This is a genomic window from Clostridium sp. B9, assembly GCF_050509515.1.
GTDB lineage: Bacteria > Bacillota > Clostridia > Clostridiales > Clostridiaceae > Sarcina.
On record NZ_JBNWKA010000003.1, the window covers coordinates 682459 to 704528 of the forward strand.

At 29.5% G+C, this 22070-nt stretch carries 11 protein-coding genes; all 11 read left to right on the forward strand.

Annotated elements, in window-relative coordinates; all coding sequences use genetic code 11:
- Positions 1-154: 154 nt before the first annotated feature.
- The 11 genes from ACQZHJ_RS03150 (at position 155) to ACQZHJ_RS03200 (ending at position 21862) form a co-directional block, all read left to right on the forward strand.
- Positions 155-664: a DedA family protein gene (locus ACQZHJ_RS03150; protein WP_430484091.1), complete on the forward strand. Its 510-nt coding sequence runs from the start codon at positions 155-157 to the stop codon at positions 662-664.
- A gap of 39 nt (positions 665-703) precedes the next feature.
- Positions 704-2026, forward strand: a complete 1323-nt coding sequence (locus ACQZHJ_RS03155; RefSeq protein ID WP_430484092.1) for a glycosyltransferase — start codon at positions 704-706, stop codon at positions 2024-2026.
- Between the two features lie 29 nt (positions 2027-2055).
- On the forward strand, positions 2056-2688 hold the full coding sequence (locus ACQZHJ_RS03160) for a hypothetical protein (protein ID WP_430484093.1): 633 nt from the start codon (positions 2056-2058) through the stop codon (positions 2686-2688).
- A gap of 151 nt (positions 2689-2839) precedes the next feature.
- A complete protein-coding gene (locus ACQZHJ_RS03165) occupies positions 2840-3544 on the forward strand; it encodes a response regulator transcription factor (RefSeq protein ID WP_430484094.1) in 705 nt (234 codons plus the stop codon).
- Positions 3519-5930, forward strand: coding sequence for a histidine kinase dimerization/phospho-acceptor domain-containing protein (locus tag ACQZHJ_RS03170; protein WP_430484095.1), 2412 nt, complete (start codon positions 3519-3521; stop codon positions 5928-5930). The genes ACQZHJ_RS03165 and ACQZHJ_RS03170 overlap by 26 nt, the downstream gene beginning before the upstream one ends.
- Before the next feature lie 552 nt (positions 5931-6482).
- Complete coding sequence (locus ACQZHJ_RS03175; RefSeq protein ID WP_430484096.1) at positions 6483-6983, forward strand: MarR family winged helix-turn-helix transcriptional regulator; 501 nt, start codon at positions 6483-6485, stop codon at positions 6981-6983.
- A gap of 247 nt (positions 6984-7230) precedes the next feature.
- Positions 7231-8274 (forward strand): FUSC family protein, encoded by a 1044-nt coding sequence (locus ACQZHJ_RS03180; RefSeq protein ID WP_430484097.1) that lies wholly within the window; start codon positions 7231-7233, stop codon positions 8272-8274.
- A 384-nt stretch (positions 8275-8658) separates the two neighbouring features.
- A complete protein-coding gene (locus ACQZHJ_RS03185; protein WP_430484098.1) occupies positions 8659-8952 on the forward strand; it encodes a DUF202 domain-containing protein in 294 nt (97 codons plus the stop codon).
- Positions 8953-9403: 451 nt separating this feature from the next.
- Positions 9404-11311, forward strand: coding sequence for a polysaccharide biosynthesis protein (locus ACQZHJ_RS03190; protein ID WP_430484099.1), 1908 nt, complete (start codon positions 9404-9406; stop codon positions 11309-11311).
- A 58-nt stretch (positions 11312-11369) separates the two neighbouring features.
- The gene (locus tag ACQZHJ_RS03195; protein ID WP_430484100.1) at positions 11370-12512 is read left to right on the forward strand and encodes a DegT/DnrJ/EryC1/StrS family aminotransferase; all 1143 of its coding nucleotides are present in this window, start codon (positions 11370-11372) and stop codon (positions 12510-12512) included.
- A 413-nt stretch (positions 12513-12925) separates the two neighbouring features.
- Positions 12926-21862, forward strand: a complete 8937-nt coding sequence (locus ACQZHJ_RS03200; protein ID WP_430484101.1) for a SpaA isopeptide-forming pilin-related protein — start codon at positions 12926-12928, stop codon at positions 21860-21862.
- The last annotated feature ends 208 nt before the right edge of the window (positions 21863-22070 follow it).

The window sequence follows — 22070 nt, forward strand, 5'->3', positions numbered from 1 at the left end:
TAATTTAGAAACTCTTTAGAAAATCTTTAGATTTATCTGAGGAGTTTCTTTATTTTTAGCCTTTATTATAAGAGTATAGCAAATGAGCGGAAGAAAAAGTTGAAAATTTGGTATCAACTTAGATAAAAATTTATTTGGTTTAGGAGAGTTAAAAATGGATTTCGCAGCAATAACAAATTATTTTGCAGAGTATGGATTATTATTTTTATTCTTAATAATTCTTTTAGAATATATGAATTTACCAGGGTTTCCAGCAGGAATAATAATGCCAGCAGCAGGGGTATTCATAGCTAAAAGTGAAATGAACTTTATGACAGCACTTATTGTTTCAGTAATAGCGGGACTTATAGGGAGCTGGATACTTTACTGTATAGGAAGATTTGGAGGAGATTTAATTCTTAAAAAATATCTTAAGAAATTTCCAAGTCACGAAGATTTTATAAATAAGAAAATAGATTACTTAAGAGAAAAAGGATATATGGGAATATTAATAAGCAAGTTAATTCCAATGGCTAGAACTGTAATAGCAATACCAGCAGGAGTATTAAAATTGGATTTTATAAAGTATAGTGCTTATTCAGCTTTGGGAATTTTTATATGGAACGGAGTTTTAATTTCATCAGGGTATTTCTTAGGAGAAAGCGTACTAAAGTTTCTAGGATAGAGTTAATTATAAAAATATTTAAGAAAGGAGATAAATGAAGTGAAGATAGCTATGTTTACAAATAACTATAAGCCTTTTGTAGGAGGTGTTCCAATATCTATAGAAAGATTATCTAAAGGATTAAGGGAGTTAGGTCATGATGTATATATATTTGCACCAAGTTATGATGAAAACTTACATGGAGAAAATGAAGATTATAGCGAAAATGTTATAAGATATAGATCACTTAAGAATAAAAGTTTAAATGGGGAAATGATTATCCCAAATATGTTTGATTCGGAAATAGAAAAAAACTTTAGAGATTTAGAAATAGACTTAATACATGTTCATCATCCAATGCTTGTAGGAAACACAGCTCAATATTTAAGTAAGAAATATGATATACCGCTAGTTTTTACTTATCACACTAGATATGAGCAATACCTTCATAAGATAAAGGCATATGAAAAGTTAGAGAAAAGACAGGCTAAAGAAAATAACCCTTTAAGAAAGGCTGAAGGAAAAATACTAGAATACACAAAAGAGAGTATGGTTCCAGGATATATAAAGTTATTTTCAAATAGTTGTGATTTAGTTTTTGCACCTACTAAACTTATAAAGGATTACCTTGAAGATAAAGGGGTAAAGTCAGATATTGAAGTTGTGCCAACGGGATTAGAGGGTTCATATTTCAATGAAAATACTGAAGTAGTAGAAGAAATAAGAAGTACATATAAAGGAGATAAAGAATATTTATTTTGTACAGTTGCAAGAATAACTAAGGAAAAGAATTTTGATTTCTTAGTAAATGGATTAAAAGAGCTTAAAGATAGAATAGGAAACAATTTTAGACTTATGGTTATAGGGGAAGGGCCCTATAGAGAAGAGGTTGAAAAATTAATAGTAGAATTAGATTTAGAGGACAATATAGTTTTCTTAAATAATATAGATAATAAATTAATATCAAATTATTATAGAGCATCAGATTTATTTCTTTTCGCATCAAAATCAGAGACTCAAGGAATAGTTTTACTAGAAGCTATGGCTGCCAAAACACCAGTAATAGCGGTAAGAGCAAGTGGAGTAGTAGAAGTTTTAGAAAATGGAGAAAATGGATTTATGACATATGAAAATACTTCTACGTGGGCTGCAAAAATAGAAGAAGTATTAAATGATGATAATCTTAAGAAAAGTTTAGAAGAGAATTCTTATAAAACTGCACTAAGATATATGAGTTCAAATGTTGCTAAAATGGCGGAAGTATTTTATAAGAATGCAATTCATAGAAAAAAGGTTAAGCTAAGGTGTAAAGAGATATATGGTGGATATAGCAATTATATGAACTTATCGACAATTTTAAAAAGAGTGAATCTACGAGGGTAATATTTAAAATATAGGTGGAGGAAAATAAAGTGAAGGCTGTTGTTAAAAGAGCTTATAGAGCTTATTTGGAGTTAGTATTGAAAACAAGTACAGTAAGCTTTGAGAATTTTTATGAGATAGATGATGAAATAATGGATAACTGTATATTAGGGTTTTGGCATGGAGATAGTTATTCAATGAATCTTCTTCTTAAAAAGCTAAATAAGTATTACAAGGTGAAAAAACATAAAGATATAGATGTAAATGTAGTTGTTACAGCAGATGAAAGAGGGGAATATATAGAGTATATGTTAAATTCATATGGAGCACATGCTTTAAGAATGCCTGATGGAGTAAAGATGAAGAGTTTTTTAAAAGAATTAAGAGATAAAAGTAGAGAAGAGTCAGTAGTAGTACTAGCATTAGATGGACCAATTGGTCCGTTACATGAACCTAAGAAGATAGCATTCTCTTTGGCTAAGGATTCAGAAAAGCCTTTTGTAGGAATTAAGGTTGAACATTCTAAAAAGATAAGACTTACAAAAAGATGGGATAATTATGGTATTCCACTTCCTTTTACAAATATAAAGTTTTCAGCAGATGTTTTTGGAAAAATTGATAAAGAAGTTTTAACAAACTTTAAAGAATATAAGGAAGAAGTAAAAGAAAGGCTTTGTTCTTAACAGCTTAAAAGCTTTCTGTGATATTATTATATTGAAATTATTGGATGAAATTTTAACTGATTATTGCTTAAAAGTTGAAAATGATAGGTTAAGATATATAAGTAAAGTAGTTTAATAAAAATATAGTAATAGAAGAGGGAGTAGTTGGAATATGGAAAAGTATAATATTTTAGTTGTTGAAGATGAGAAAGAGATAGCAGATGCTATTGAGATATATTTAAAAAATCAAGGATATAATGTTTTTAAAGGAAGTAATGGAATAGAAGGGCTAGAAATTGTTGAGAGAGAAGACATTCATTTAGCTATAGCAGATATAATGATGCCTAAGATGGATGGAGCTACAATGGTTATGAAAATAAGAGAAAATCACGAGTTTCCTATAATAATGCTATCTGCAAAGTCAGAAGATATGGATAAGATTTTAGGGCTAAATATAGGGGCTGATGATTATGTTACAAAGCCGTTTAATGCTTTAGAGCTTTTAGCAAGAGTAAATTCTCAGATAAGAAGATATTCAAAATATTTGAAAATGGTTAAGAGAGATGATGTTAAAACTAATTCTTATACAATAGGAGGATTAGAATTAAATCTTGACAGAAAAGAAGTTACCTTAGATGGAGAAGGAATAAAGATAACTCCAATAGAATTTAAGATACTTCAATTATTAATGAAAAGTCCAGGAAGAGTTTTTTCAGCAGAAGAAATTTATGAAAGAGTATGGAATGAAAATGCAGTAAACACAGACACTGTAATGGTCCATGTTAGAAATATAAGAGAAAAGATAGAGATAGATCCAAAGAATCCAAAATATTTAAAGGTGGTGTGGGGCGTTGGCTATAAGATGGAGAAGCAATAAAAAGAAAAAAGAGGATAAAAATTTAGAGTTTACAGAGAATTATGATGATTATAGAGAAGAGGATAAATTTGAAGAAGTGCTTGAAGAAACTGTAGAAAATAATAATGAAATGCCTCTAGAAAATGAGTTTAATAAGAAAAAAATAAAGAATGAAAAAGTTAAGAAAGAGAGTAGTATGGAAAATAAAACACATAAGGTTAATTGGACTATTACTTTAATAATAGCTACATTATTAAGTATACTATCAGTAGGATTGGTTTCCACTTACCCATTAATAGAAAAAAATGCCAATGAATATGCAAAAGAAAATTACAGTATGTTCAATAATGGTAATTTAAGAGATGAGATATATGGAACTACTTATGGAATATACTTTGATATGATTGAAAAACAAGCACATAATGAAGGGAAAGTCATAAATCCAGCAACAGAATTCTTTACATTAACACAGAATCACTACAGTAAAGAGGAATCAAATTATGATGATATTATGAAAGAGGATGAAAATACTTTAAATAGCTATGTTAAAGATAAAATTGATAGTTTAAATACTTTAGGAAATTTAAATGTATATGCTATGAATTCGGCTAGTGATACAGTATTTACTACCAATACAGATCAAGCTTGGTTACTTGAGACTTTAGCTAAAAATCCTGCAGCAGGTGATGTAAGTAGAGCAAAAGAGTATTTTAGATTCTATGTTGTTATGAGGTTTGATGATAGAGGAAAGCTTACTATAGGGGATACTTATGGAGAAGATGATTTTAGAGTTAGACAAGAGCTAATCCATTATTCAAATGAATTTTCAGCTTATAGAAATATTTATAATGAGTATGAAATTAAGCCAGTAAAGAATATGACATATGTGTATGCTGTGCCAAAGGTACTAAAGTATGAGGATAGCATTTATTATAATGACATTAATAGAGATGATAATATAATAAATATGATTAGTCCGGGTTTTATATCAATAGGTTTAGCAATAACATTCTTACTTGGATTAATAATACCATTTAAATATTCAAGAAATATATTAGGATTTAATAAATTTAGAAAGATTCCATTAGAAATTAATTTGTTAGGTGTATTCTTCTATGTACCGATAATAGTAAGCAGTGGATATATGATTATAGCTCCAACAATAGAAGGAGTATTTCAACAGAATTTCTTGGGAACAAATGTTTCTTACCTAAATAGCTTAGTTTATATTATAAATCTAGCATTTTGGTTTGCTATATATGGCTTCTTATTCTTTGAATTAGTTTATATTAAATATATGTTCAATACAGGATTTAAAAATTACTTGAATAAGCATGTATTGATTTATAAGTTTAAAGAAGTAATATTCGCTAGAATTAAAAAGTTTGCTAGATATGTTAAGAGTATAGATTTAAATAAGAAGAGTGATAAATTCCTTCTAATACTTATAGGAATAAACTTTGTTATAGTATCGTTGCTTTGTTCAGTATGGTTCTTTGGAATATTAGGAGTATTTGTTTACTCAGCATTACTGTTCTACTTTGGAAGAAAGTATATTAACAAATGGAAAAAAGATTATAATAAAGTATTAGAAAAAACTAAAAGTATAGCTGATGGAAATTTAGAAGAGGTTAAAAAAGATAAAAAAGATGATTATGGATTCTTCAATCCTTTGGCAGAAGAATTAAATGATATACAAAGAGGCTTTAAGAATGCTGTTGATGAAGAGGTTAAGAGTCAAAGAATGAAGACAGAGCTTATATCAAATGTTTCTCATGATTTAAAGACTCCTTTAACTTCAATAATAGCTTATGTTGATTTATTAAAAGATGAACAGGACGAAGATAAGAGAAGAGCATATTTAGAGACTTTAGATAAGAAATCTCAAAGATTGAAATTCTTAATAGAAGATTTATTTGAGGTAAGTAAGGCTACAAGTGGAAATGTAAGCTTAAATATAATGAATGTTGATATCTCATATCTTATGAAGCAAGCTATAGTAGAACTAGATGATAAGATAAGTGAAGCAGGATTAGATGTAAGATTAAACTTACCAGATCATAAAGTAATATTACCACTAGATAGTCAAAGAACTTACAGAGTGTTTGAAAATCTAATAGTAAATGTAGTTAAATATGCTATGCCAAACTCAAGAGTATATGTGGATCTTAATGATAGTGAAACTGATGTTGAGATTACAATAAAGAATATATCAGCAGATGAGATTACATTTAATGTGAATGAAATTTCAGATAGATTTGTAAGAGGAGATAAATCTCGTAATACAGAAGGCTCAGGGCTAGGACTTGCAATAGTTAAGAGCTTCATTGAACTTCAAGGTGGAAGCTTTAAAGTAGATGTAGATGGAGATTTGTTTAAAGCAATAATAAACTTCAAAAAGAATTAGAAAAAGTTTGGATGTATTAAAACTCATATATAAAACTTATAAATAGTATGAAGAGAATATCTGGATGAACTTTAGAATTTAAGCTATTACGTAGAAGGTTTTACGTTAATAAGCGAAACTGTTTGACCGAAGGGAGTTTTTCGCTTTAGTAAAACCTTCGGAGTAATTGCTATAAATTCTTAGTGAAATCCAGTAATTCTCGGAATATATTTATAAGTTTTATTAATGATTGTTAATACATCCTTATTTTTATGGCTAGAAATAAAGATTAATTAGGCTTTGTTTTAAGTGAATTTTGATTTTAGATAGTCTTTAGATTCAACTTAATTTTGTAAGGGTTTCATTGTCTGTTCCAAAATAATAGACAATGAAACTCTAAATTGTTTATTAATAGAATCTTATAGTTCTATCTAAAATTAACACTAGTTTAAAACAGAGCCTTAAATTTTAATTAATAGACTGTGAAATGAATGGAATTTAACCAAAGTAATATTGACTTTAATTTTAAAATGTGAGAATTATTAATATAAGTTATAAATTTGGGGGGATTGTATGAAAAAAAGCGAGCAGGGTCAGGAGAAAATTTTAGATATAACAAGAAGAGTTGCAAAAGATAAAAATAATAAAGAAAATTTATCTTATGCCGTAAATTTATGCTCAAAATTATTAAAAAATAGAATGAATAAAGAACTTGAAAAGGAAGGAATAACAGCAGCTCAATTTACTATTTTAAGAGATATTGAATTGCACCTTTCATTAGATAAACAAGAAGAACTAACGCCTGTATTAATTGCTTCACGATTAGATATGGATAAGCCTACTATATCTGGAATAATAAGCAGGTTAGTTGCTAAGGGATATTTAGAGAAGATTGAAAATGAAGAGGATAAAAGATCGTACTTGGTTACTTTAACTGAAAAAGCAAAAATAAAGATGGAAGACTTTTCTAGAGTGAATGTTGAAATCGTTGATTTAGCTATAGATGGAATTGAAAGCGAAAAGCTTCATGTATTTGGAGATGTATTGTTAAGCATGATGAATAATCTTAGATAAGATTTATATAAAACTAAAAAGTATGCTAGAATTTTTATAATTATTTTATGTTTAGCATACAGAAAAATATTATAACACTAGTAAATGATTTGTAAAAGAGGATAGCATAAGTATCTAATAAGAATTTTATTGTTTAAATAAGAAAAATTTATATTTTTACGAAAAAATGTGTTTTTATAAATTTTCCAGATACTTTTCATTATGATATAATTCTTCACTGAAGAATTATATGAAAAGAGGGAAAATAATGAAAGGAAAGAAAATTACAGGTAAATTACTTATAAGCAATTTAATATTAATAATAGCTGTGGTTGCATTTGTTACTTTATATACAAAAGTATTTGGAAGTGCAAATAATCTTATTGGTGTATGTGTAATAACAGCAATGTTAATGTTTGTTGGTGTTCATTTGAGTTTAAAATTAAATGAGGCTATTTTAACTACTATAGGAACTTTTGTTTTTATGGGTATTTCTACTCAGATAAGTTCAATAAATCCATTTTTAGGACTAGTAGTAAATTTCGTAAGTATATTTATTATTTCATATTTAGTGACAAATAAAACTGAAACCAAGGCATATTTACCATTTATGCTTTGTTATGTTTTTATTGAAGGAACACCTATTACTTGGAGTGAATTACCAGTTAGGTTAATGGCACTGTTAGTTGGTGGAATATTAATTTCATTAGTTTATTATATTAGTCATAGAAAAAAAGACGATTCAGATCACATGAATATATCAGGTATGATAAAAAGTATTGATAAGAATAGTCTACAGTTTAACTTTTCGTTAAGAATGGCAATTTCGGTTTCCTTAGCTATGTTTTTAGGGAGTATAATGGGAGTAGAAAAGTCAATGTGGATAAGCCTTACTGCTATGTCAATAACACAACCTCATTATGAGGAGACTAAAACAAGAGTAAAGGAAAGATTTTTTGGAACATTAATAGGATCAGTTATATTTATAGTATTATTTGGATACATTTTCCCACCAGAATATAGTACATTAGTATTATTATTATTAAGTTATGTATATACATTTGTAAATGAATATAAAATAAAAATTATCTTTATAACAATGAATGCATTAGGTGCAGCTATGATTTTATTTAATCCTAGTGAGTCTATTCCTATGAGAATAGCATTTATAGCTATTGGAATAGGTATAGCATTAATTGTAAATAAAATTATTTATGGATGGTATAGGTTAGCAGAAGAAAATAAGGCTATAGAGGATGAATTAAAAAGTAATTATGCAAGAGAGTTGGACAAAGTTTCAAATGACTTTTAAGTTATAAAATCATTAAGTTTATTAATATACTTAATGATTTTTATTTTTACTCTAATAATGGAATCTTAGTAATATTTTTAGGTATTATTAAAAGCTACTTTTATATATTAATTGATAAAGTTCATGATATAGCTTATTAGTGATATTAAATATAAGTTTTTCATATTAAGATTATACTAATTTACAAAAGTTAATAAAAAGAATAAGTGTTATAATTATTTTAGTTATAACATTTCACATAATTTTAGAATAGCCATTGTTTTAAAATCATATTGATTTTAGATAGAACTGCAAAGTTGTAGTAAGTTTAGGGTTTAATTTAAAACAAAGATAGAAAATTTATATTATTAGGCTATTATGAAAAGTATTTTAGGAGGATTTTTTATGATAGGCAAAGAATTAGAGAATTATAGAGCTTATGAAGAAATAACAGATGATATGAGTTTAAGGGATAAGTTAGCAGTTGATAGAACAGTCCTAGCAAAGGAAAGAACTGATTTAGCATATTTTAGAACAGCTATAAGCTTTGTAGTAGCTGCCATAACATTATATAAATTATTTGAAGGAAATTCATGGGGAGTAACAATAGGGGGAATACTATTGATAAGTGCAGCCTATGTTGCATTCAGAGGAGTAAGAGTTTCTCTTATTATGAAAAAGAGATTAAAAATAAAATAGTAAAGTTTTATTTTAAAAGCTAAACTAATTAAGTTTAGCTTTATTTTTTTATTCTTTATTTTAAAATTTAATAAATTATTTTTATTGAATTAAGTTATATAATCTTAAAAAAATGTATATAAGTTTAAAATATAAATTTGATTAATATGTATAAAAAAGTAAAAAAATATTTTAATGTTTTCAATTCTATAATAATAGAAATAAAAATAATATATTTTTATGAAAAAATATAGAGAGTTAATATTAACAAAAAAAAAAGAAAGAAAATTTACTATTAATAAAAAAAATATAAAGTATTAAGTTTAACGAATTGTGAAGAATAATTATGTTTTTACGCTTCTAAAAGTGTCGAATTAAGCATAAAATCTATTCTTTAAAGGGAAAAACAATGATGATATAATTACATTAATTAACTATAAATGGTTAATATAGTATAAAATGGAGGGGAGTTATGGGTAAAGAAAAAAAGATAAAATCAATGCTCTTGTTAGTAGTTGATACACTAATTATAATTTTATCTTATCTTTTATCATTTTTTATAAGGTTTGATACCAATATTCCTAAGGGGTATCAAAATGCTTTTTTTGTATTTTTACCTTTTATAGTTTTTATTTATTTAGTATCCTTATCACTTTTTAAGATGTATAAAAGTATATGGAAAATTGCTGGAATAGATGAAGTTGTATATGGTTTTTTAGCATGCTTTATATCAACAACAATAAATTTTATAGTAATGACATTAATACCAGATAGGATACCGTACATAGTTATAATATTGGCTGGTTTTTTCATAACTATTGGTGTTGTTGCATTAAGGATATCATTTAGAATTTACAGAAGAATGGCTATATATGGGGAGTTATTAATAAGAAGTAATAAGAATGAAGAACTAGAGAGTGTGCTAATCGTAGGAGCTGGAGCTTGTGGACATCTTATATTAGATGAAATAAGAGATAAACCTAACAATAAGCAAAAAATTGTTGGTTTTATAGATGATAACCTAAATAAGGTTGGAACATACTTAAGTGGAGTAAAAGTTTTAGGTGATAGAAGTAAAATTGAAGAAATATCAGAACTTTACAACATTGATTTAATATTAATAGCAATGCCTTCTGTAAGTGCAGAAGAAAAAAAGAAGATTATAGATATATGTCAAGCAACTAAAAGGAAAATAAAAATAATCCCAGGAATGTATGAATTAATAGATGGAAAAGTAAGTTTAAGTAAGATGAGGGATGTTGATTTAAGAGATCTTTTAGGACGAGAACAGGTTGAGTTAGATAAAAATGAAATAAAAAAATATATAGAAGATAAAATAATATTAGTAACTGGAGGGGGAGGATCAATTGGATCAGAGTTATGTAGGCAGATTTCAAGATTTTCACCTAAATTACTTTTAATACTAGATATTTATGAAAATAATGCTTATGAATTAGAAAATGAATTAAAAAGAAAATTTCCTGAATTAAATATGAAAGTTTTAATTGCATCAGTGAGAGATGAGAAAAGAATTAATAATATATTCTCTATATATAATCCACAAGTAGTTTTTCATGCAGCAGCACATAAACATGTACCTTTAATGGAAGATAGTCCAGGAGAGGCAATAAAAAACAATGTTTTAGGAACTTTAAATGTAGCAGAATGCTCTAGAAGACATGGGGTGGAAAGGTTTGTTTTAATTTCTACAGATAAAGCTGTAAACCCAACAAATGTAATGGGGGCTTCAAAAAGGCTTTGTGAAATGATAGTACAGGCCATAAATAAAGAGTGTAGCACCGAGTTTGCAGCTGTTAGATTTGGAAATGTACTTGGAAGTAATGGGTCAGTAATTCCATTATTTAAAAAGCAAATAGCAGAGGGTGGACCTATAACATTAACACATAAAGAAATAACAAGATATTTTATGTTAATACCAGAGGCAGCTCAACTTGTGTTGCAGGCAGGAGTATATGCCAATGGAGGAGAAATCTTTGTACTTGATATGGGAAAGCCAGTTAAAATATATGATTTAGCAAGTGAGTTAATAAAGTTATCAGGATTTGAACCCAATGTAGATATAGATATAAAAGTTACAGGACTAAGACCAGGTGAAAAGCTTTATGAAGAACTTCTTATGGACGAAGAAGGACTAAAGGAAACAAGGCATAAAAAAATATTTATAGGCAAGCCTGGGGAATATGATTTAGATAGACTAAAGCTAGGTATAACAGCTTTATTAGATATATCTAAGTTAGGAGACGATGAAATGCTAAAAACAGCATTACAGTTTATAGTTAAAACATATAAGAGAGACGAGGATATAAAAAAAGAAAATACATTAGATGAAGTAGCATATACTGATTCTATAGTTTCTTAATATTTAAAATTTATATTTAAATTTACTTTATAGTTATGGTTTGGTAGGGGGACTTATTGTGGGAAAAAATAAGATATATTTATCATCACCTCATATGGGAGGTTTAGAGGAAGAGTTTGTAAAGGCAGCCTTTGAAAGTAATTGGATTGCGCCTTTAGGTCCGAATGTTACTTCTTTTGAAAGTGAATTAGCAGAATATGTCGGCGTAAGTGGAGCATCTGCTATGGTGTCTGGAACGGCAGCAATACACATGGCTCTTAAATGTGTGGGAGTAACAGAAGGAGATAAGGTTTTTTGTTCAAGCCTAACATTTGCAGCAAGCTGTAATCCTATTATATATGAAAAGGGAATTCCTGTTTTTATAGATTCAGAGCCATATAGTTATAATATGTCCTCTATTGCTTTAGAAAAGGCTTTTAAAGAGTGTGAAGAAAATGGCGATTTTCCGAAAGCGGTAATTGTTGTGAATTTATATGGGCAAAGTGCAGATATGGACAAGATAAAAGAAATATGTGATAGCTATAATGTACCCATAATAGAGGATGCAGCTGAGTCTTTAGGTGCTACTTATAAAGGGAAAATGAGTGGTACTATAGGAGAATATGGCATATATTCATTTAATGGTAATAAGATAATAACTACATCAGGTGGTGGAATGTTAGTTTCTAATAACTTGGATATGATAGAAAAGACAAGGTTTTGGTGTACGCAATCTAGAGAGAATGAAAGACATTATGAGCATAAAGAGCTTGGATATAATTATAGAATGAGCAATATAGTAGCTGGAATAGGTAGAGGTCAGCTAAGAGTGCTTGATAAAAGAATAGAGAATAAAAGAAATATTTTTAATCACTATAAAGAAAGCTTTAAAAATATTAAAGAGATTGAAATGGCACCAGTATGCAATTATGGAGAGCCAAATTATTGGTTAAGTGTAATTACTATTGATGAAGCATCAAAAATAAAGCCTATAGATATAATAAAAAGATTAGAAAGTGAAAATATTGAGGCACGTCCAGTTTGGAAACCAATGCATATGCAGCCCTTTTATAAAAAGTTTGAATTTTTTAATCATAATGACCATGGAATAAGTGTTAGTGAGGATATATTTAATAGGGGATTATGCTTACCAAGTGATACAAAAATGACTAAAGATGATTTGAAAAGAGTAACAAGTATTGTAAGTGAAATTTTTAATTAAATTATACTTTCTTTTAAACAAATAATTGCGTATAAGATATGTATTTTTATTACAGAATTTTTAAATTTACTTTTTTTCTACTTATATTAGAAGTATAATTGACTAATTGATAAAATTTGATTGTATTTATTGATAGTTTATAATTAGAAGTGATTTTATATTCATTTGTGTATAATTTTTATAAAATACAATCTTTTGACAATGAGAATTGCATAACTTATAATCAAAACGCAAATTAAAGATTTTATAAAATCTTTAATTTGCGTTTTTTAACTTTTTTTCTTCTATGATTAAATAAGAAACATAATTTAAAAGCAGTAAATTCCATCGAATATATACTTGTCTAGATATATAGAACTGTATATACTTGGTGTTTACATATATGTGATTATTAAGTAGAAGGGGGAAAATATTTGAAACAAAAAACTAAATATAAGTTGAGAAAAGCTCTAGTACTATTTCTTACACTTACAATGGTTACTTGGGAGGCATTGCCTATAAGTAATGTTTTTGCTTATACACCAGAGAGTGAACTAACTAGCTTAGGCAATATAGAACATTACAATGCTGTTATTTTTGGAAATCAAACATCAGGAAGAGCCGACTCTGAAGGAGCCTTGGCTATTCAAGGAAATTTGATTGCGCCAAATAGTGCTGGGTATGGATATTCAGTATGTGCAGCAGGGAATAAGATGGGTAAGTACATGGGATTTAATTACGAAAGTAATGGGATGCCATCTTTATTACTTGGAGGTACTTTAAGCAAAGGTGCTAATACGAAGGAATTAACTATAGAAGCTGGCCCAGTTGTTATAAGTAACGAACAAAGTGATCCAAATGGGAACACTATGAAACTTATAAATAGAGCTGGACAGACGCCAATTACAAAGTCTCATAGTGAGATAATGAATCAATTCCAAGTATTTAAAGCTCAAACTGATAAGTTTATAAGTCAAGCAGCTACATTGAAAACCAATAAGCCTATAAAAGAATCTGCTTCATGGGCAAATTATTTAGGGTTAGGTTATGATGAGACACATAATAACATACTTGTATCATCTGGATTAAGTGAAAATGATGATGATTTTGGACCTATATATCTTCCAAAGGAAGCTGGAACAGCAGATTTTGTTGTTATTTATTCAAAAGCTAAAAATATAACTTTTGATCAACAATCAATTTGCTATGATGGAGAGGCTATAAATCCAGGTGATGTTTATAATGGAAGCGTTGATACTGGTAAACCAGAGAATGCTACTTTACATATGCTTGCTAAAAAACTTATATGGGTGTTCCCTAATGCTGAAACAGTAGCTGTAAACCATAAAGGAGTTATAGGAAGTGTTATAGCACCAAATGCTACAGTTAATGCTGATGGAGGTTCTATAAATGGACAACTTATAGCTAAGAATTTCAATCAATATGGTGGAATGGAAATGCATAACTTCTTCTTCAACTGGGACAAGTGGAATAACACCAATTTTGCTCAAGAACTTGGAGAAGTAAAACTTATAAAATCTGATAGTGAAAATTCAAAGGAGTTTTTATCAGGGGCAGAGTTTGAAATCGTAAGAGCAAACAATAATGTCGTAGATAAGAATCAAGTTATAAAAAGTGGGTTAACTACAGATAAAAATGGTGAAATAAGTTATGGTGAATTACCATTTGGACAATATGCATTTATAGAGACTAAAGCACCAACAGGATATGTTTTAAATAGCAATCCTATATTCTTTACAGTAAGCGAAGCAAATCCTTCAGTTACAGTTAATGCAACTAATGAGAAGGAAATTTCAGCAAAGCTTATAAAGAGTGATTTAGCTAATTCAAATATTAAGCTAGAAGGAGCTATTTTTAATGTTGTAAGCATACTTGATGGACAGCCAGATTTTAAAAATCCAGTTCAAACAAATCTTGTAACTGATAAGAATGGAGAGATAATTGTCCATTCATTAAAACCTGGGAAATATGCTTTTGTTGAAACTAAAGCACCAGAGAAATACGAAATAATTGGTGATTCTGAGAGCAACATATATAAATTTGATGTAGTTAATGATGGAAATCAAAGTACATATGAAACTGTAAATGTAAGTAATAAGAAAATACCAGTTGGAACTGTTGTATTAACAAAGACTGATGAGGCTAATGGTAAAAAGTTAGAGGGTGTAACTTTTAATCTTTTAAAGGACGGAGTTGTAGTTAAGTCAGGATTAAAGACTGATTCAAAGGGCCAAATAACTGTTACAAAGTTAGAGTCTGGAAATTATTCTTTTAAAGAAACTGCCACTATAGATGGATATGTTTTAGATACAAAGGCTACTGAAGAAAAAGCAGTGGATTCAAACAATTCTACTCCAGTAGAATTTACTATGACTAATAAGGAAAAAACAGGTGGAGCAATTCTTACAAAAACTGATGAAGCTAATAATAATGCTTTAGCAGGAGCAACATTTAGCGTTGTTCAAACAATAAAAGAAGCAGATGGAACCCTAAAAGCTGGAAAGGTTATTAAAGCAGGATTAGTAACAAATTCAGAAGGAAAAATAACTGTAGATGGATTAGCTCCAGGTGAATATGCATTTTTAGAAACTGAGGCTCCAGAAGGTTATACAATAGGTAACAAAGGAAGTTTATATCCTTTCACAGTTGTGTTTAACCAAAAGGATAAGGTTAATGTGAGTGCAACAAACAAGAAAATTCCAGTAGGAAATATAGTTTTAACTAAAACAAGTGAAGGCACAAATAGACCATTAAAAGGAGTAACATTCAAATTATTAGATGGCAAAGGCAATAAAGTGGATTTAAGTGGACACGCTGATGCTAGTAGTATTGATAAGAATGGAAATTTAGTTACAGATGCCAATGGAGAGATTAAAGTTTATGCATTAGATTCAGGTGAATATAGCTTTGTTGAAGTAAGTACTTTAGATGGATATGTTTTAGACAAAAAGCCAACTAAAGCAGTAAAGGTAGATTCAAATGATAATACTCCAGTACCAGTTAATGTGACAAACAAAGAAAGGACTGGTAAGGCATCACTCCTAAAAACTGATGCAGATACAGGAAAAGTTCTAAGTGGAGCTACATTTAAAGTTGTTAATGTTATTGATGGAAAAGTTCAGCCTGAAAGTATAGTTAAAGTGAACGGTAAGGAGTTAATAGGAACAACTGATGAGAATGGAAAGTTAACTGTTTCAGGATTAATTCCAGGAAACTATGCATTTATGGAAACTGCTGCACCAAAGGGATATAGCTTTGATAAGAATAAGGCATATCCATTCACTATAGATTTTAACCAACAGGAAGCGAATATACCTACAGTTAAGGTTTCAAATAGTGAAATAAGAGGAGCAGTTGAATTAACTAAGGTTGATTCAGATACTGGATTAACAATACCAGGAGCAGAGTTTAAAATAGTTAAGGCAGAGAATGGAAAAGTTTTAGAACCAGAGCAAATTGTTCAAGAAGGTTTAAAAGTAGGGGTAACAGGAACACTAACTGCTACTAATCTTTTACCAGGACAATATGCCTTCATAGAAACAGCTGCACCAACAGGATATGAATTAAGCAAAGAAGTTAAGATATTTAACATAGAATTTAATCCTCAAAGCAATGCAACTGTTGAATTTTCAAATACTAAGAAAAAAGGTTCAGCTTTGTTAACAAAGAAAGATGATTTAACAAAAGAAGCCTTAAAAGGTGTTAAGTTTAATTTGTTAGATGAATCTGGAAAGATTATTAAATCAAAGCTTGAAACAGATATAAATGGACAAATAAAAGTAGATGGATTAAATCCAGGAACTTATTATTTTGAGGAGCAAGAAGCTTTACCAGGATATAATTTAAACAAAGAAAAAATTAAAGTTGTTATAAACTTTAACCCTTCAGATGAACCTGTAAAAGTAGATGCATACAATACTGAAAAAACTGGAGGAGCTATATTACAAAAAACAGATAGCAATAATGGAAAAGTTATAGAAAATGCAACATTTAATCTTGTTAATGTTATAAATGGAAAAGCAGACTTAGAAAATCCAATTAAATCAGGGTTAAAAACTGATAAGAATGGACAAATATCTGTTAGTGATTTAAATCCAGGAAAATATGCTTTCATAGAGACTAAAGCAGCAGATGGGTATGATATAGGAGAAAAAACTGAATTTGATTTTACAGTAGATTTTAATCAAGCTAAACCTATATTAGTAAAAGCTACTAATGAAGAAAAAAGAGGAGAGGCTTTACTTGTTAAAACAGATTTAGAAACAGGAAAAGTTTTAGCAGGAGCTACATTTAAAGTTGTTCAATATGTAGGAAATTCAGAGAATTTAATAGCTGAAAAACTAGTAACAAATTCAAAGGGTGAAATCTATATAGACAACTTACTTCCAGGGAATTATGCATTTATAGAAACAGATGCACCGGATGGATATGACTTAGATATAACTCCTCATAGATTCACAGTAGACTTTAATCCAAGTAAAGTAGTGACTGTTAATGTAACAAATGCTGAAACTGCAGGATCTGTAATATTAACTAAGAAAGATGCTTTAATGACAAGCAAGGTTATTCAAGGAGCTACTTTTAGTGTCTATAAGGCTACAGAAGTTAGTGGAGAAACTAAATTAGGTGATTTAGTTCAAGAGGGATTAGTGACAAATGAAAAAGGTCAAATATCAGTAGGTGGATTAAAGCCAGGAACATATGCTTTTGTAGAAACGAGTGCAGCTGATGGGTACAAGTTAGATAAGACTCCAATTCCTTTCACAATTGAGTTAAATCAACAAAAGGCAGTAGAGGTAGAAGCTTTAAATGAACAAATACCAGGTTCAGTAGTTTTAACTAAAATAGATAGTTTAACTAAAAAGCCTATAGAAGGAGTTAAGTTTAACTTAGTAGATAAGGCTACAAATAAAGCTGTTAATACACAACCTTTAATAACAAATGCCAAAGGTAAAATTACTGTTGAAAACTTAAAACCAGGTAAGTATGAATTCGTGGAAATTGAAGCTAAAGAAGGGTATGACTTAAATAACACACCAGTGGAAGCTGATGTTACATTTAATCAAAAAGCTCCAACTGAAGTTTCAATGGAAAATTCACAGAAGACAGGTGGAGTTATTCTTACTAAGAATGATGCTCAAACAAGTGATATTGTAAGTGGAGCAAAATTCAACTTAGTACAAGTTACTATGAATGATGGAAAAGAAGATTTCACTAATGTTATCCAAAAAGGTTTAATAACAAATGATAGTGGACAAATCACAGTTGATGGATTAACTCCAGGAAAATATGCTTTCATAGAAACATATGCACCAGAAGGATATGAATTAGATAGCACACCTTTAAAATTTACTATTGATTTTAATCAAAAAGAGTTAGTAAAGGTTAATGCCTTAAATAATGAAGAGACAGGAACTCTTATTTTAGAGAAAACTGATTCATTAACTAAGAAAGCTATAAAGGGTGCTAAGTTTAATTTAATTAACTCTAAAGGAGTTTTAGTAGGTGAGGGATTAGAAACAGATGAAAATGGAAAAATCACTGTAGATAATTTACTTCCAGATACTTATAAGTTCATTGAAACATATACTCCAGATGGATATGTGCTTGATAGTACACCTGTTATGGGAGAAGTAGTATTTAATCAAAAAACTCCTAAAACAGTTGTTATGACTAATGATGAAAAAGCAGGTGGAGCAATTCTTACTAAAACTGATAAGCAAACTAAGAATGTTGTGCCAGGAGCTACATTCAATGTTGTTAAGGTGGTAGATGGGCAAGCTAATTTAAATAATGCTGTTCAAGTAAATGGAGTAGATTTAGAAAAAGTAACAGATATTAGTGGACAGATATCTGTTGATGGATTAACTCCAGGAGAATATGCTTTCATAGAAACTAATGCACCAGATGGATATGAATTAGATCAAACTCCAGTTAAATTTACTATTAGCTTTAATCAGCAAGAACCAGTTAGGGTTAGTACAACTAACTCAGAAAAAACTGGAGGAGCAATCCTTACTAAAACTGATTCTGATACAGGAAAAGTATTAAAAGGAGCTACATTTAAGGTTGTTAAAGTAGTAAATGGAGAAGTGGATTTGAATAACACTGTTCAAGTCCAAGGAAAAGATTTAATAAAAACTACTGATGAGGATGGACAGATAAAGGTAGAGGGATTACTTCCAGGAGAATATGCATTTGTGGAAACTTCTGCACCAGAAGGATATGAATTAGACAAAACTCCAATTAACTTTACTGTTGATTTCAATCAACAAGAATTATGCAAGGTAAATGCTTCAAATAAAGAGATTAGAGGTTCTGTAGTTCTTACTAAAAAGGATGGAAATACAGGACTTAATGTGCCAGGAGCAGTGGTTAAAATAGTAAAAGTTATAAATGGAGAAGTGAATTTTGAGCAAGTAGTTCAAAGTAATCTTACTACAGGGGTTACAGGTACACTTATTGCTTCAAACCTTGTGCCAGGAGAGTATGCATTTGTAGAAACTTCTGCACCAAAGGGATATGAGTTAAATGAAACTCCAGTTAAATTTACTATAGGATTTAATCAAAAAGAAAGTGCAAAAGCAACACTTGTTAATAATCAAAGAGAAGGATCTATAATATTAACAAAGACAGATGCTCAAACTAATAGTCCTTTAGCAGGAGTTAAGTTTGATTTACTTGATTCAAAAGGAAATGTAGTAAATAAAGAGCCATTAGTTACAGATCAAAATGGAACTATAACAGTTAATAACTTAGCTCCAGGAGATTACAGCTTTGAAGAGGTAGAAGCTTTACCAGGATATATTAAGTCAACTGATAAAGTTAAAGCTAAAGTAGAGTTTAATCCACAAGGACCGACTAAAGTTTCTATGAAAAACAATGAGAAAACGGGAGCTCTAGTCCTAACTAAGCTTGATGGATTAACAAAAAAAGCTCTTGAAGGTGTTAAGTTTAACTTATTAGATTCAAAGGGCAATACAATAAGAGAGAATTTAGAAACAGATAAGAATGGCCAAATTAAGGTGAACGGATTAATCCCAGGAGATTATAGTTTTGTTGAAACTAAAGAGTTAGCTGGATATGTAATAGATAAAACTCCAGTTAAGGCTACTGTTGATTTCAATCAAAGTGAGCCAAAAGAGATTCAGGTTATTAATGCACAAAAGCAAGGTGGAGCTATCTTAATAAAGAAGGATAGTAACAATGGAAAGTTTGTTAAAGATGCTGTTTTTGAAGTAGTTAAAATGGTTTCTGGAAAAGCAGATTTAGAAAATCCAGTAAAAACAGGATTAATAACTAATGAAAATGGACAAATAATAGTTGATGGATTAAATCCAGGAGATTATGCATTTGTAGAAACAAAGGCTCCAGAAGGATATGTTTTAAATCAAAAACCTTATACATTTACTGTAGATTTCAATCAAGCAAAACCTATAACTGTTAATGCTGAAAATGCAGAGAAAACAGGGGGAGCAGTTCTTACTAAGAGTGACTTAGATACAGGAAAAGTATTAGAGGGAGCTACATTTAAGGTTGTTAAAGTAGTAAATGGAGAAGTGGATTTAAGTTCTATTGTTCAAGTTGCTGGACAAGAATTAGTAAAAACTACTGATAAAAATGGACAAATAACAGTTAATGGATTAGTACCAGGAGAATATGCCTTTGTGGAAACTAAAGCGCCAGAAGGATATGTTCTAGATACAACTCCAATAAAATTCACAGTAGATTTTAACCAACAAAGCCTAGCAAAAGTTGAGGCGAAAAATGCTGAGATAGCAGGTTCTGTAATCTTAACTAAGAAGGATGCTTCAGATAAGAATATTGTTATTCAAGGAGCAGTATTTAACTTAGTTAAAATGGAGAACGGAAAAGCTGACTTAAAGCAAGTTGTTAAAGAAGGATTAGTTACTGATAATAATGGAAAAATCACAGTAGGTGGATTAAAACCAGGTGATTATGCTTTTGTAGAAACAATAGCACCAGATGGTTATAAGTTAGATAGCAATCCAATAGCCTTCAACATAGCATTTAATCAGAAACAACCAACTGAGGTTGAAGCATTAAACGATCAAGTACCAGGTTCAGTAATATTAACTAAAACTGATAGCTTAACTAAAAAGCCTCTAGAAGGAGTTAAATTCAACTTACTTGATTCTAAAGGAAACATAGTTAAGGAAGGATTAGTTACTGACAAAGATGGTAAGATTGTTGTGGAAAACCTACATCCAGGGGATTATAATTTCGTAGAAGTTGAAGCTTTAGAGGGATATGTTAAAGATACAAATCCAGTTAAAGCAACTATAACATTTAGCCAAGATGCTCCAGTACAAGTTTCAATGGAAAATGCAGAGAAAACAGGTGGAGCAATACTTGTTAAAACTGATAAACAGACTGGAAAAACTCTTAAGGGAGCAAGTTTTAATGTTGTTCAAGTAGTTGATGGACAAGCTGATTTAACTAAAATAGTTAAAGAAAACTTAGTAACAGATGAAAATGGACAGATTAAAGTTGAAGGATTAAATCCTGGGGATTATGCTTTTGTGGAAACTAAAGCGCCAGCAGGATATGAATTAGATAAAACTCCGATTAAGTTTACAGTACAGTTTAATCAGGAAGAGCTAGTTCAAGTAAATGCAACTAACTCAGAAAAAACAGGAGTGGCTATATTAACAAAAGTTGATGCACAAAGCAAAAAGCCACTAAAAGGAGTAACATTTAATCTTGTTAATTCTAAGGGAACTTTAGTTCAAGAAGGATTAGTAACAGATGAAAATGGACAAATCAAAGTAGAAGGGTTATTACCAGGAGAGTATAGTTTTATAGAAACAAAAACTTTAGATGGATATGTTCTAGATAGAACACCAGTTAATGTAACTATAGAGTTAAATCAACAGGAACCAGCTGAGGTTACTATGACTAATACTAAAGAACTAGGAGGAGTACTTCTTACTAAGATAGATTCATCAACTAAGAATCCATTAGAAGGAGTAACATTCAATTTACTAAACTCAAAAGGAGAAATAGTAAAAGAAGGATTAGTTACAAATAAAAATGGAGAAATAAGTGTTAATGGATTAGTTCCAGGAGAATATAGCTTTGTTGAAACAAAGGCCTTAGAAGGGTATGTTTTAAATAATGCACCAACTAAATTTACTATTAACTTTAACCAAAAGAAAATAGTAAATGTAACAGTAGAAAATGCTAAGAAACAAATTAGCACAGTGGAAAAAGTTATTGATACTATTATTCCTCATACAGGAGACGGTAGTATATTAGGATATTTAGCTGTAATAGTAGTAGCAATAGTTGCTTTATTAGCAGTTAATTTAAGAAGAAAAAGAAGTTAAAAACAATAAGAGAGCCTAAGAGGATAATAACCTTTTAGGCTCTTTTTTGTTTTCTAAGTTTAGTTTAGCTTTGAGTTCTAGCTATCTCTTCGGACCTAACTTAATTTCGCAGAGAGTTTCTATTATCTATTCCAGAATAATTACTAAAGCTCAGAACTCACTTCGTTCAAACAGCTTCGCTTCTTAACGCTATTATTTTTCCATATAC